Origin of the sequence: Tibeticola sediminis (genome assembly GCF_003843835.1) — a bacterium.
GTDB lineage: Bacteria > Pseudomonadota > Gammaproteobacteria > Burkholderiales > Burkholderiaceae_C > Tibeticola > Tibeticola sediminis.
The window spans coordinates 1009527-1022450 of the sequence record NZ_RKQL01000001.1 but is presented as its reverse complement, the minus strand read 5'-3'; the positions used below and the strand labels follow the sequence as shown (position 1 = coordinate 1022450).

At 63.2% G+C, this 12924-nt stretch carries 13 protein-coding genes and 1 tRNA gene; 11 read left to right on the top strand and 3 right to left on the bottom strand.

The window, feature by feature from the left end:
* The first annotated feature begins 2 nt into the window (after positions 1-2).
* Positions 3-707: a response regulator gene (locus EDC62_RS04745; protein WP_124220957.1), complete on the top strand. Its 705-nt coding sequence runs from the start codon at positions 3-5 to the stop codon at positions 705-707.
* 70 nt (positions 708-777) lie between these two features.
* Positions 778-853 (top strand) — tRNA-Phe (locus EDC62_RS04740).
* A 272-nt stretch (positions 854-1125) separates the two neighbouring features.
* On the opposite strand, the gene cadR is transcribed toward EDC62_RS04740, so the two are convergent.
* A complete protein-coding gene (gene cadR / locus EDC62_RS04735) occupies positions 1126-1545 on the bottom strand; it encodes a Cd(II)/Pb(II)-responsive transcriptional regulator (protein ID WP_037989410.1) in 420 nt (139 codons plus the stop codon).
* Positions 1546-1684: 139 nt separating this feature from the next.
* Here cadR and EDC62_RS04730 point away from each other — a divergent pair, with 139 nt between their 5' ends.
* Together EDC62_RS04730 and EDC62_RS04725 are read left to right on the top strand one after the other, a co-directional pair.
* Positions 1685-2581, top strand: a complete 897-nt coding sequence (locus tag EDC62_RS04730) for a cation efflux transmembrane domain-containing protein (RefSeq protein WP_072756553.1) — start codon at positions 1685-1687, stop codon at positions 2579-2581.
* 256 nt (positions 2582-2837) lie between these two features.
* Positions 2838-3227 (top strand): EAL domain-containing protein, encoded by a 390-nt coding sequence (locus EDC62_RS04725; protein ID WP_082438493.1) that lies wholly within the window; start codon positions 2838-2840, stop codon positions 3225-3227.
* 199 nt (positions 3228-3426) lie between these two features.
* Here the strand turns inward: EDC62_RS04725 and EDC62_RS04720 are convergent, their stop codons facing one another.
* Both EDC62_RS04720 and EDC62_RS04715 read right to left on the bottom strand, forming a co-directional pair.
* Positions 3427-4809 carry a heavy metal sensor histidine kinase gene (locus tag EDC62_RS04720; protein ID WP_124220953.1) on the bottom strand — a complete coding sequence of 461 codons (1383 nt, stop codon included), beginning with the start codon at positions 4807-4809 and terminating at the stop codon, positions 3427-3429.
* On the bottom strand, positions 4810-5493 hold the full coding sequence (locus EDC62_RS04715; RefSeq protein WP_072756547.1) for a heavy metal response regulator transcription factor: 684 nt from the start codon (positions 5491-5493) through the stop codon (positions 4810-4812).
* A 175-nt stretch (positions 5494-5668) separates the two neighbouring features.
* Here EDC62_RS04715 and EDC62_RS04710 point away from each other — a divergent pair, with 175 nt between their 5' ends.
* From EDC62_RS04710 to EDC62_RS04680, 7 genes are all read left to right on the top strand, one after another.
* Positions 5669-7528: a copper resistance system multicopper oxidase gene (locus EDC62_RS04710; protein WP_124220951.1), complete on the top strand. Its 1860-nt coding sequence runs from the start codon at positions 5669-5671 to the stop codon at positions 7526-7528.
* 23 nt (positions 7529-7551) lie between these two features.
* Positions 7552-8469 carry a copper resistance protein B gene (locus EDC62_RS04705; RefSeq protein WP_170159009.1) on the top strand — a complete coding sequence of 306 codons (918 nt, stop codon included), beginning with the start codon at positions 7552-7554 and terminating at the stop codon, positions 8467-8469.
* A gap of 54 nt (positions 8470-8523) precedes the next feature.
* Positions 8524-9036, top strand: a complete 513-nt coding sequence (locus EDC62_RS04700) for a cupredoxin domain-containing protein (protein ID WP_170159012.1) — start codon at positions 8524-8526, stop codon at positions 9034-9036.
* Positions 9037-9060: 24 nt separating this feature from the next.
* Positions 9061-9543 (top strand): DUF411 domain-containing protein, encoded by a 483-nt coding sequence (locus EDC62_RS04695; protein WP_124220944.1) that lies wholly within the window; start codon positions 9061-9063, stop codon positions 9541-9543.
* A 19-nt stretch (positions 9544-9562) separates the two neighbouring features.
* Positions 9563-9817 carry a DUF2933 domain-containing protein gene (locus EDC62_RS04690; protein WP_207895076.1) on the top strand — a complete coding sequence of 85 codons (255 nt, stop codon included), beginning with the start codon at positions 9563-9565 and terminating at the stop codon, positions 9815-9817.
* A gap of 4 nt (positions 9818-9821) precedes the next feature.
* Complete coding sequence (locus EDC62_RS04685; protein ID WP_124220942.1) at positions 9822-12179, top strand: heavy metal translocating P-type ATPase; 2358 nt, start codon at positions 9822-9824, stop codon at positions 12177-12179.
* Between the two features lie 423 nt (positions 12180-12602).
* A complete protein-coding gene (locus EDC62_RS04680; RefSeq protein ID WP_124220940.1) occupies positions 12603-12899 on the top strand; it encodes a CopK family periplasmic copper-binding protein in 297 nt (98 codons plus the stop codon).
* Positions 12900-12924 lie beyond the last annotated feature (25 nt).

The window sequence follows — 12924 nt, the reverse complement described above, 5'->3', positions numbered from 1 at the left end:
ACATGGCAAACATTTTGGTGGTCGACGACGAGCTCGGGATTCGGGATTTGCTTTCGGAAATCCTCAACGACGAGGGCCACGCCGTCGAGTTGGCCGAAAACGCCGCCCAGGCGCGTGAGGCGCGGCTGCGCTACCGCCCCGACCTCGTGCTGCTCGACATCTGGATGCCCGATACCGACGGCGTGACCTTGCTCAAAGAGTGGGCGGCCCAGAGCATGCTCGACATGCCGGTCATCATGATGAGTGGCCACGCCACGATCGAAACCGCGGTCGAGGCCACGCGCATCGGGGCGCTCGCTTTCCTTGAAAAGCCCATCACCCTTCAAAAACTGCTGAAAGCGGTTGAGCAAGGCTTGACGCACCGCACGCCGCTGGCCACCAAGAAGACCGAGCGCGAACCCTTCGCTGCCTCGACGGCCCGCTCGGGCGCTGACCTTTCCGTCCAAGAGGCGATGACCGGAGGACAGAGGCTCGCCAACGCCGAAGACCTCGGCCCCGCCCAACGCCAAACCTTCGACCTGGACCGACCCTTGCGCGACGCCCGCGACGCTTTCGAGAAAGCCTACTTTGAGTTCCATCTCGCCCGCGAGGGCGGGTCCATGACCCGGGTGGCTGAGAAAACCGGCCTCGAACGCACGCACCTGTATCGCAAGCTCAAGCAGCTCGGGGTCGACCTCTCCCGCGCCAAGCGGGTCAACGGAGACTGAGGATGCACGGTCGCCCGCCGGCGGGTAGGCGTTCGAAGCAGCGTGTGGATGATGCTACAATTCCAGCTCTGGCCCGGTAGCTCAGTTGGTAGAGCAGCGGATTGAAAATCCGCGTGTCGGTGGTTCGATTCCGCCCCAGGCCACCAAAACCCAAAATCCCAACCCTTATCGGTTGGGATTTTTTTGCCCTGAGCGCCAGTGTTGGCGCGGTTCCGGCCCGTTGCCTCGTGAGCGCTGCACCGCCAAACGACGCCGTTTCGGAGTACTTCTCGCCTCTCTGCTGCCGTTTTTCTCTGCTGGGCTCGTGAGCGTTCACCGAGCCAGAGCCAGCACTGGCGCGGGTTTCCGGCTTCCGGGTTGCGATTGTGAATTGGTCGGCCGTTGGTTACCGAATCTGCACTGCTCACCTCGTCTTGCATCAAGGTACGGCGAGCTCGGCGGCAGATACTGGTTGAGACAGTTCGCACAGGATGCCGCACTGTTCGGCGCTTCTGCCTTCGGAACACATTTCCCTCAAGGATCTGAGCTGCTGCTCAAGTGCGCTCAGTTCCTGGATACGCACCGCGACCTGCTCGATGTGTGCCTCAAGAACACGGTTGACCTCACTGCAATCTTGGGTTGGCACGTTCTTGAGGCGCAACAGCACACGAATCTCGTCGAGCGTCATGTCCAGCGAACGACAGCGGCGAATGAAAAGCAAGCGTTCGACGTGCGCGTCGCCATATAAGCGGAAATTGCCCGCGCTCCGGGACGGGGGCGGCAGGAGTCCTTCCTGCTCATAAAAGCGAATCGTTTGAATCGGACACCCGGTTTGCCGGGCAAGCGCTCCGATCTGCATAGCTGCAACCCCTTTTTATCATCGACTTGACTCTATAGTAGCTATAGAGTGTTAAATCTCAAAATACCCTCCGGATGCTTGCTGGTTTCTGCAAGAGCCTCGCCGGATCAGGAACGAGAAGAATCAAGGACCAATGACTATGACTGATGAATGCCAGAAATCCTGCGGATGTGCGTCCGAGCGGAAGGCGGAGTCCATGACGGGTGCCACGCCGACCGGGACGGGAAGGATGAGTCTGTTCTCGGTGCCGAAGATGGACTGCCCTTCGGAGGAGCGCATGATCCGGCTCGCGCTCGAGAATACGAGCGGGCTGGCCGCACTCGAGTTCGATCTTGGCAAGCGCGAGTTGCGTGTTTTTCACGACGGCCCCGTCGAACCCATTGCAAGCAAGCTTGAAAGTCTCGGCTTGGGCGCCCGTCTCATTGCGTCAACTGAATCGAATGGCCCGCACACTGTCGATGGGCAAAGCGACAGCCAGCCGTCCTCCGAGCAAGAGTCTCGCGCTCTCAAATGGTTGCTTGCCATCAACGCCGCCATGTTTGTCGTCGAAGTGACGATCGGGTGGATTGCGCAGTCCACGGGGCTCATGGCTGACTCACTGGACATGTTCGCGGATGCCGCCGTCTACGGGCTCGCGCTCTACGCCGTCGGCCGTCCTACCGGGCACCAGCTGAAGGCGGCGCGGTTGTCAGGCTGGCTGCAACTGTTGCTCGCGCTCGGCGCAATGTCCGAGGTGCTGCGCCGCTTCGTCTTTGGTAGCGAGCCCGAGCCACCGCTCATGATGGGGATCGCGCTCGTTGCGCTCATTGCAAACGTTACCTGCCTTGTCTTGATCTCCAGTCATCGAAAAGGCGGCGCTCACATGAAGGCAAGCTGGATTTTCTCCACGAACGACGTGCTGGCAAACCTGGGGGTGATCGCGGCCGGGGCGTTGGTCGCCTGGACAGGATCGCGTTACCCCGATTTGGTGATTGGCTCGCTCATCGCGCTGCTGGTATTGAACGGTGCGCGGCGCATCCTGCGCCTCGGTGCCTGAAGCAGGCGAGCGCGGGACATGCCGCCCCGGCAATATCAACGACTGAATTCCCGCCCTGGAATTTCACGCTGCGCTGCCCAATCCAATGGCAAGGCTCGCCGGATCAGGCGCTCCAGCACAAGCCCGACTGCCTTTTCCACCACGCACGCCTCGACGATGTCAGGTGCAAGCCGGGTCAGTTGCGCGATCCGACTTGCATGCCCCCGGTCAATGCTCTCGGCTGCCGCGATCTCGGTGATGGAGGGTCACGCGCGCCCTGACCTCGGCCGGGTTTGCGCTGTCCATCGATGATTTCGGCACCGGGTATTCCTCACTGGCTTACCTCAAGCGATTTCCCGTTCATAAACTGAAGATCGACATCTCGTTCGTGCGGGACATGCTGACCGATCGCAACGATCTCGCCATTGTGTCCGCCATCGTTGCCATGGCGAAGAGCCTCGGCCTCAAGACCCTGGCCGAAGGTGTGGAAGAGGCAGCGCAGGCGGAACACTTGCTGGCATTGGGTTGCGACGAAGCACAGGGGTATTACTTCGCCCGTCCGGAGCCGGCCGAGGTTTTCGCGCGCAGGTGGTTGCAAAGCGCATGTCCGAGTCATGATCTCGGTCAGGACGTGGATCGCCAAGAGCAAGGCCACCTCGGTACATGACGGCAAAGCCGCTCCATGGCACCGGGCCCCGGCGCATGATCACGCCCCCGAGTTCTCTCAAACTCTTCGTAGCGTTCACGCTGATCCGTGATCGGGAGCCGTCAGCCCGGTCGGTTCAACAGCGATCGGGGCCATTGCCTCTGCGAAAGCGCACAGACCAAAGGCCCTTGGGCTGGCTCGCCCCAACTGCTTCACCTCATCAGGTTCCGCCTGGGAACTCCAGGCAGAACCGGGTCCTGCCCTGCGCGGACGTCACGCTGATCGATCCTCCATGGGTTTGCATAATGGCGCGGGTAATCGCCAATCCCAGCCCTGCGCCGTCGGTTTCCGGATGTGACCGCGATGGGTCAGCACGGTAAAACCGATCGAACAGGCGCGGCAGTACCCTCGGGTCGATGTCCTCGCCGGTGTTCTCGACGCTCACCCGGGTGGCTTGGGAAGACTGGCTGATCTCGATCGTGACCTCGCCATGTGGCGGGGTGTGGCGCAGCGCGTTCGAAAGCAGATTGCTCAGGGCACGGCGGAACATCAAGCGATCACCGACGATCTCGCCCTCACCACGCTGAGCCAGTCTGACGCCCTTCTCCTCGGCGACCGCCTCATAGAACTCGATCAGGGCGTGCGTTTCCTCGGCTGCCGAGAAACGTTCCCGGTTCGGCAGCATCATCCCGCGTTCGGCCTTGGCCAGGAACAGCATATCGGACACCATGCGGCCCAGACACTGCAGTTCCTCGGCATTGGAAGCCAGGATCTCCCGGTAGGTATCGGCATCCCGCCGGGTAGCCAACGCGACCTGGGTCTGGGTCAGCAGGTTGCTCAGGGGGGTGCGCAGCTCATGCGCCAGATTCGACGAGAACTCCGACAGTCGCGTGAACGCGTCTTCCAGCCGGTCCAGCATCTTGTTGAGTTCGTGAGCCAGATCGGCCATTTCGATGGGTACCGCCTCGACGGGCATGCGCTGGTACAGCCGCTGGCTCGTGAGCGTGGTGGCTCTGGATTTCATGGCACGCAATGGCGCCAGCCCCTTGTACGCGGCAAACCAGCTCAGCAAGCCACAGATGACGATCGTCACGACGGCATAGGTCATCAGGGTGCGCCGCAACTCCAGCATGAACCGTGTGTGATGCGCCGTGTCCATGGCAACGAGGATGTCCAGCCGCGTCGTTGCGTCATAGGCTGGAATAACCCGGACAAGCATCCCGCGAAACGCCTGCCCTTCGTCGGCCCAATGGATCAGCGCGTCGTTGCCGTTGCCTTCATCCGCCGGTGACAGTTCGCGCGGGAGGCGAAATCCTTCGGACTGGAAGAGCGTTTCACCTTTCGAATCATGGACGCTGACGTACAGCCCGTGATGGTGGCTCAATGCCTCACGCAGCAGCCACTTGGCGTCCTCGGCCGAATTGGATCGCGCCAAAATATCCTCGATCAGGTGCTGCTTGTCCTGCAGCGCCATGTGATCCAGCTCGATGAAATGCCGCTCGGATGCAGCGATGACCAACAAGGCCAATCCAAACACCACAGCCGCAGCCGCCAACGTAAAGAAGAGGGTGAGCCGGGTCGTCAGTGACAGGGAGCGAAACATTCAGCGCTCCTCCGGTGCTTCCAATACGTAACCCATGCCACGTACGGTGTGGATCAGCTTGACCTCATGACCCTCATCAATCTTCGCGCGCAAGCGCCGGATGGCCACCTCGATCACATTGGTATCGCTGTCGAAATTCATGTCCCAGACCTGCGAGGCGATCAGCGAGCGGGGCAGGACCTCGCCATGACGGCGCATCAGCAGTTCCAGCAAGCCGAACTCTTTGGCAGTCAGACTGATCCGTCGCCCGCCGCGTGAAACGCGTCGGCGCAGCAGGTCCAGTTCGAGATCGGCCACGCGCAGCACGGTGCTCTCGTTGCCACTGCGCCCCCGGCGCAGGATCGTGCGCACGCGGGCCAGCAATTCGGCAAAGGAGAAAGGCTTGACCAGATAGTCGTCCGCACCGAGTTCAAGGCCTTTGACCCGGTCTTCCACCTGATCGCGTGCGGTCAGGAACAGCACCGGCATCTGCAGGCCGCGATGGCGCAAGGACTGCAGTACCTGCCAGCCGTCGAGGCCGGGCAGCATCACATCCAGGATGACCAGGTCGTACTCGCCCTGCAAGGCCAGGTGCAGACCATCGGCGCCGTCTTGCGCCAGATCGACCACGAAACCCGCTTCGCTCAAGCCTTGTCGCAGGTAGTCGCCCGTTTTGGGTTCATCTTCGACGATCAATATCTTCATGCGGATGCTCGGCCGTATCCGATAAACGCCAGTGTGACGATTTTTAGCGCACCTGACGCATTGATGACAAACATGTAATCGTTCAGACAGCTTCCTGACAGCGGTGCGCCCCTAGCATCCCAGCACTCATCCGCCGAATTAGAAACTCACTGCAGAAACTCTCCGCGAGGATCCCATGCCCCCTTTGAGACCGTTTCATTCACCATGGCCGTCCGTGCCCTCGCGGCGGCGCTTCGTGCGCGGCTTGGTCGCCGGCGGCGTGATGGTCGGCCTGTCACCCTGGGTGCGTGCTGCGGCACAGGGGCTGGCCGACACGCGCACGGGTGCAGCGCCCGTGCTCAGCGGCACGAATATTGACCTGGTGGTCGCCGAATCGCCGGTCAACTTCACCGGCACACCAAGGATGGCGACCACCATCAACGGCTCCATCCCGGCGCCGACGCTCAAACTTCGGGAAGGCGACACGGTCACCATCCGCATCACCAACCGCCTGCGCGAAGCCACGTCGATCCACTGGCACGGGATCATCCTGCCCTACCAGATGGACGGGGTGCCCGGCATCAGTTTTCAGGGCATCCCCCCGGGCGAAACCTTCACCTACCAGTTCCGTCTCGAACAAACCGGCACCTACTGGTATCACTCGCACTCCGGCATGCAGGAGCAGACCGGCATGTACGGGGCGTTGATCGTCGAGCCGCGTGAGGCAGACCCTATCCGCGCCGACCGGGACTACGTGGTGCAGCTGTCCGACTGGACCGACGAAGACCCCATGCGGGTGCTCGCCAAGCTCAAGGTGCAGAGCGACTACTACAACTACCACCAGCCGACGGCCATTGACTTCTTCCGCGACGTCGCCGACATGGGGCTTTCCCGCGCACTCGACAAGCGTGCGATGTGGAACCAGATGCGGATGAACCCGACCGATCTGGCCGATCTCTCGGGGGCGACATTGACCTACCTGATGAACGGCGTCACCCCTGCCGGCAATTGGACTGGCCTGTTCCGGCCGGGCGAGCGCGTGCGTCTGCGGTTCATCAACGGCGCGGCCAACACCTTCTACGACGTGCGCATCCCGGGGCTCAAGATGACGGTGGTGCAAAGCGACGGGCAGAACGTCGAGCCCGTCACCGTCGATGAGTTCCGCTTCGGGCCGGGCGAGACCTACGACGTGATCGTCACGCCCCGAGAGGACGCCTACACGATCTTCGCGCAATCAATGGATCGAACCGGCTTCGCCCGCGGCACGCTCGCGGTGCGAGAGGGCTTGAACGCCGCCGTGCCTGCGCTCGATCCCGTCGAATGGCTCACCATGGCCGACATGATGGGCGCGATGGACCACGGCGCGATGAGGCATGGCGGCTCGGCCATGGGCGCGATGGACCACGCGGCGATGGGCCACGACATGCCGGGCATGAAGCACGACATGTCCGGCATGAACCATGGCGCGATGGCCATGGATCACGGCCAGCACGCGATGCATGGCATGGCCGGCGGCGCGTTGGCCAAGCCCAGCGCCACGGTCCGTCACGCGCGCACGGAATACGGCCCAAGCACGGACATGCGTGTGGACATGCCCCGGACGAATCTCGACGATCCGGGCATTGGCCTGCGCAACAACGGCCGGCGCGTGCTGACGCTGGCCGACCTCAAAACGATCGGCGGCCCTCTCGATCCTCGCGGGGCCGAGCGCGAGATCGAGCTGCACCTCACCGGCAACATGGAGCGCTATACCTGGTCGCTCGACGGCCTCGAGTTCGGCAAGAGCACGCCGGTGCACCTGAAGTACGGCGAGCGGGTGCGCGTCATCCTGCACAACGACACGATGATGACGCACCCGATGCATTTGCACGGGATGTGGAGCGAGGTGGAAACGCCCGACGGGCAGTTCCTGGTGCGTCGCCACACCATCCCGGTTCAACCCGCGCAGCGCGTCAGCTTCCTCGTGACCGCCGACGCCCTGGGTCGCTGGGCCTGGCACTGCCACCTGATGTTGCACATGGACATGGGCATGTTCCGCGAGGTGGTCGTGTCATGAAACTGATCAAAAGAAGATTCGCCATGAAACCCTGTTCTCTCTTCACTGCGGCGCTGGTGTTGCTCGGTGCGGCACCCGTCTGGGCGCAAACACCGATGGAAGGCGGCGGCCATGCCGGGCACCCGGGCACGGCTCCAGCCCCAACGCGAGCCGAATCGCCCGCGAGCGCCACCATGGACCACGGCAGCATGAACATGCAGGGCGGCCCCGCCCCCGCCGATGCCCGTGATCCGCACGCGTATTCCAATGGCTTGACTTTGGAGTCGGGCCCTTACGCACTCCCCGGGCCACGGCAACTTCGGCTGTCCGATGAACATGCGTTCGGCAGCGTGCTCCTCGATCGCCTGGAGCGCGTTTACACGAAGGACGGGAACGCGACCGCCTATGACGCGCAAGCCTGGTTCGGCGGCACCTACGACCGCCTGGTCCTCAAGGCCGAAGGTGACGTCGCCAAAGGCAAACTGGAGGAGGCACGCACGGAGGTCCTGTGGGGCCATGCGATCGCCTCGTACTGGGACACCAAACTCGGGGTGCGGCAGGACAGCGGCACGGGGCCTGACCGGACCTGGCTCGCTTTCGGCATCCAGGGACTCGCGCCGTACTGGTTCAATGTCGATGCCACCGCCTACGTCGGCAGCTCGGGACGCACGGCACTGCGCCTGTCGGGCGAGTACGAGCTCCTGCTCACCCAGCGCCTGATTCTGCAGCCCCGCATGGAAGTCAATCTGTATGGCCAGCGCGATGAAGCGCGTGGCCTGGGAAGTGGGCTGGCCGATGCAGCGGCGGGCTTGCGCCTGCGTTACGAGTTCTCGCGCCAGTTCGCGCCCTACGTCGGTGTCGAATGGGCTGGCAAGTTCGGACAGACCGCCGATTTTGCGCGCGCCGAAGGACAGCGTACCCGGGAAACGCGGTATGTGGCGGGTGTGCGGCTGTGGTTCTAGAAGCCGCCACGCGCAACTCCGATCTTATTCACCAACCCTAAGGAGAAACCGATGATGAAGAAAACCCTGAGCGTTTTGATGCTGAGCGCCTTGCCTGTGTTGGCGCTGGCCGGTGGGGACCATCAGGGCGGCCATGACATGGCCGGGCACGACATGCAGGGCATGCACGGTTCGATGCACGGGGGCACATCACCCTCCGAAGTCGGCAAGCCAGGCGATCCCGCCAAGGTCGACCGCACCATCGAGGTGGTCATGGACGACTCGATGCGGTTCACGCCGGCGAACATCGCGGTCAAGAAGGGCGAGACCATCCGCTTCTTCGTCAAGAACACGGGCAAGGTGCCGCATGAAATGGTGATCGGCTCCGTGAAGGAGCTCAAAGAGCACGCCGAGATGATGCGCAAGATGCCGCAGATGCAGCATGCCGAACCAAACATGGTGACGCTCCAGCCTGGCCAGCGCGGCGGGCTGGTTTGGCAGTTCGATCAGCCCGGTACGGTGGACTTCGCCTGCCTCGTCCCCGGCCATATGGAAGCGGGCATGGCGGGCAAGATCGTCGTCGAGTAAGCAGCATCACCGGGAGTCCTTGTCATGCACCAAACCGGTGATCAACCGTTCCCCCGGCGGCGTAGGCTGCTGCTGGCGGTGCTTGCGCTGAGTCTTCCCTCCCTGGCACCAGCCGCCGCACCGCAGACGCTTGCCGTGCAGGTGTGGAAGGACCCGAACTGTGGGTGCTGCAAGGACTGGATTATCCACCTGGAGAAAAGCGGATTCCGCGTGAATGCCGTCGACCAGGGCAACGGCGCGGCCCGCGCTCGCCTCGGGATGCCGCAGAAATTCGGTTCCTGCCATACGGCCCTGATCCAGGGCTATGTGATCGAAGGCCACGTACCCGCCACGGACATCCAGCGGCTGCTCAAGGAAAAGCCCCAAGCCCTGGGCTTGGCGGTGCCGGGCATGCCCATTGGTTCACCCGGCATGGACGGGCCGGTGTATGGCGGCCGACGTGATGCCTACCAGGTCTTGCTGGTTGGGAAAGACGGGTCGGCACAAGTGTTCAGTTCCCATCCATGAAGAAACCCCTCACCCGGCGATGAGCGCGACGCATCATGATCACCACCCCGACACGCGTGGCTCGTCCGGCCTGAGCCGGCGTGTCAGGATCGCGTTGCTGATGGTGGCCCTCATCGGCGGCTTCTACCTGCTGCGCGAGCACTGGAGCCATGTCGCAGGCAATTGGGTATACCTGTTGCTGCTGGCGTGCCCGCTGATGCACCTGCTGCATGGCCACGGTGGCGATGGCGGGCATGGTGCGCCGCCCGACAAACCCGCCAACAGGGAGGCGTGAAGTCATGGACCTGCGATCAGACCACGAACACCGCCGACACGCCCATGACCACCCGAGCGCACTGCAGTGGGCCGAAGGTCTGAAGGACCCTGTCTGCGGCATGGACGTTACCGCGCAGTCCGAGCACCACGTCGAGCACGCAGGCCGACTCTTTTACTTCTGCAGCGCCAAGTGCCGGGCGAAGTTCGTCGCCGAGCCGGCGCGCTATGCCCACAGCGGCCACGCGCCTTCGTCTGTCGAAGCGCCGGCGCTGGCGGCAGGCACGATCTACACCTGCCCCATGCACCCCGAGATCCGGCAGGATCACCCCGGCTATTGTCCGAAGTGCGGCATGGCGCTGGAGCCGGTGCTGCCGGATCTCGAAGGAGAAGAGAGTCCCGAGCTGCGCGATTTCCAGCGCCGCTTCTGGTGCACCCTGCCGCTGACCGTCATGGTCACTGTGCTTGCCATGTTCGGCCACCAGTTGCATTGGTTCGAGGCGCGCACACAGACCTGGATCGAACTCGTTCTGTCCCTGCCCATCGTCCTGTGGGCGGGTCGGCCGTTCTTCGTGCGCGGCTGGCAGTCCGTGGTCCATCGCAGCCCGAACATGTGGACCCTGATCGGGCTGGGCACCGGGGCGGCGTTCGTCTACAGCGTGGCGGCGACCGTGGCCCCACAACTGTTCCCGGACTCGTTCGTGTCCATGGGACGGGTCGCGGTGTACTTCGAGGCGGCGGCGGTGATCATTTCCCTGACCCTGCTGGGGCAGATACTGGAACTCAAGGCGCGTTCGCAGATCTCGGCCGCCATCAAGTCCTTGCTCGGACTGGCCCCCAAGACCGCCCGGCGCCTTCGCGACGATGGCACGGAAGAGGACGTGCCCCTGACGCACATCCATGTCGGCGATCGGCTGCGCATTCGACCCGGCGAAAAGGTTCCGGTAGATGGTACGGTAATCGAGGGCAGCAGCGCTGTGGACGAATCGATGCTGACGGGGGAGTCCCTGCCCGTGACCAAGCGGGTGGGCGACAAGGTCATCGGTGCGACGCTCAATACCAGTGGCGCGCTCGTCATGGTCGCCGAACGTGTCGGCTCGGCGACCATGCTGTCCCAGATTGTGCAGATGGTGGCGCAGGCGCAGCGGTCCAAGGCGCCGATGCAGCGCATGGCCGATGTCGTGGCGGGCCACTTCGTGGTCGCGGTGGTGGTCATCGCCGTGTTGACCTTTTTTGCCTGGGGCCTGTTCGGGCCGGAACCGCGTTGGGTTTTTGGCCTCATCAACGCCGTGGCTGTGCTGATCATCGCCTGCCCCTGCGCGCTGGGCTTGGCCACGCCCATGTCGATCATGGTGGCGACCGGGCGAGGGGCTACGCAGGGGGTGCTGTTTCGCGATGCCGCCGCGATCGAGAAAATGCGCCAGGTCGATACCCTGATCGTCGACAAGACCGGCACATTGACCGAGGGCCGGCCGCGCTATCAGACGACGATCGCAGCCGAAGGCTTCACCGCCGGCGAAGCCTTGCGACTGGCTGCCAGCCTCGACCAGGGCAGCGAGCACCCGCTGGCGGAAGCCATCGTCACGGCCGCGCGCGAGCAGGGCCTGGTGCTCTCACGCGCCGAGGAGTTCGACTCGCACTCAGGCATCGGCGTGCGCGGGCGCGTCGATGGACATGCCGTGGCACTGGGCAACACCGCGCTGATGGAACAGCTCGGTGTGGACGTGCGGCCATTGGCCGAGCGGGCGGAGGCGCTGCGCACCGAGGGGGCCAGCGTCATGTATCTGGCCGTCGATGGCGTGCTCGCCGCAGTCCTGGCCGTCGCCGACCCGGTGAAGAAGACCACACCGCAAGCGCTGGCGTCGTTGCGCGCGGAGGGCTTGCGCGTCGTCATGGCCACGGGCGACGGTCTGACCACGGCCAAGGCCGTGGCGGCGCGCTTGGGCATCGATGAGGTGCATGGCGAGGTCAAGCCCGCCGACAAACTGCAACTGGTGGAGCGGCTGCAGCGCGAGGGGCGTATCGTTGCGATGGCTGGTGACGGCATCAATGATGCCCCGGCCTTGGCAAAGGCCGACGTCGGTATCGCCATGGGCACCGGCACCGACGTGGCGATCAACAGCGCACAGATCACGCTCGTCAAGGGTGACCTGCGCGGTATTGCGGTGGCGCGCGCCTTGTCAGTGGCCACGGTCCGCAACATGAAGCAGAACCTGATGTTCGCCTTTCTCTACAACGCACTGGGCATTCCCATTGCGGCCGGCGTGCTGTATCCGCTCACCGGTTGGCTGCTTTCACCGTTGATCGCCGCCCTGGCGATGAGTCTCAGCTCCGCATCGGTGATCGGCAATGCGCTGCGTTTGCGCGGCGTCCGTCTTGTCTGAACACGAGGATCGTCGCGCGTGCCGTGGTGGGTGCTGGTTGCACTCCCAGATCGCTGGGTCTGTCGTATCGGTTGCCACCCGACGTTGGACACCTGATCCCTATCGAGGCCTGGAATGCTCTCGACCACGGCACCTGAGCCGCCTCACACCGATACCGCACTTGGCGCCCAGTCGGCATCGCCATAAGCACTTGCACCGATGTGGCGATGAGTCCGCGCCCCCCGCCTCGGTGAGCAGGAATGCATTGAGATTGGCACACGATTAATCCCGATCCCATCCCGAACGGAATCTGACATATACGTAACGGCCGTCTCATCTTCCCGTCAGCGGTGGCTTCGCAGAATACTTCGCAGAATACATACTGTGCAGTCGCACAAGGCATTGACAGAAATGCCTTCACGTTTGATTGAAAGGAGTGTAGAGATGAAAGCCAGGATTACCGCTGTTGTCGCCGCCACCGTGCTGAGCGCCATCGTAACCCCATCGTTCGCTGGTGACGCGGCAGCGGCCAGCGCCAAGAAAATGTTCCTCCTCAAGGACGGTGGAACCCTGTATGTATTCGAGGACGGCAAGACGGCGCTGGAAGACAAGTTCGGACGGGCTATCAACCTGAAAGAGGGGCAATTGCTCGAAACGGCCGATGGCCAGAAGATTACAGCCAACGGCAACGAGGTCGCTCGACTCGATGGTCTTCTCCGTCAGGGTCATTCCGGCGGTTGACTACTCGATTCAATTCGTGAACTGC

Bases quoted from the DNA above. Each gene is read 5' to 3' on its own strand.
- EDC62_RS04745 (WP_124220957.1), top strand. From the start codon at position 3: ATGGCAAACATTTTGGTGGTCGACGACGAGCTCGGGATTCGGGATTTG.
- cadR (WP_037989410.1), bottom strand. From the start codon at position 1,545: ATGCAGATCGGAGCGCTTGCCCGGCAAACCGGGTGTCCGATTCAAACG.
- EDC62_RS04730 (WP_072756553.1), top strand. From the start codon at position 1,685: ATGACTGATGAATGCCAGAAATCCTGCGGATGTGCGTCCGAGCGGAAG.
- EDC62_RS04720 (WP_124220953.1), bottom strand. From the start codon at position 4,809: ATGTTTCGCTCCCTGTCACTGACGACCCGGCTCACCCTCTTCTTTACG.
- EDC62_RS04715 (WP_072756547.1), bottom strand. From the start codon at position 5,493: ATGAAGATATTGATCGTCGAAGATGAACCCAAAACGGGCGACTACCTG.
- EDC62_RS04710 (WP_124220951.1), top strand. From the start codon at position 5,669: ATGCCCCCTTTGAGACCGTTTCATTCACCATGGCCGTCCGTGCCCTCG.
- EDC62_RS04705 (WP_170159009.1), top strand. From the start codon at position 7,552: ATGAAACCCTGTTCTCTCTTCACTGCGGCGCTGGTGTTGCTCGGTGCG.
- EDC62_RS04700 (WP_170159012.1), top strand. From the start codon at position 8,524: ATGAAGAAAACCCTGAGCGTTTTGATGCTGAGCGCCTTGCCTGTGTTG.
- EDC62_RS04695 (WP_124220944.1), top strand. From the start codon at position 9,061: ATGCACCAAACCGGTGATCAACCGTTCCCCCGGCGGCGTAGGCTGCTG.
- EDC62_RS04690 (WP_207895076.1), top strand. From the start codon at position 9,563: ATGAGCGCGACGCATCATGATCACCACCCCGACACGCGTGGCTCGTCC.
- EDC62_RS04685 (WP_124220942.1), top strand. From the start codon at position 9,822: ATGGACCTGCGATCAGACCACGAACACCGCCGACACGCCCATGACCAC.
- EDC62_RS04680 (WP_124220940.1), top strand. From the start codon at position 12,603: ATGAAAGCCAGGATTACCGCTGTTGTCGCCGCCACCGTGCTGAGCGCC.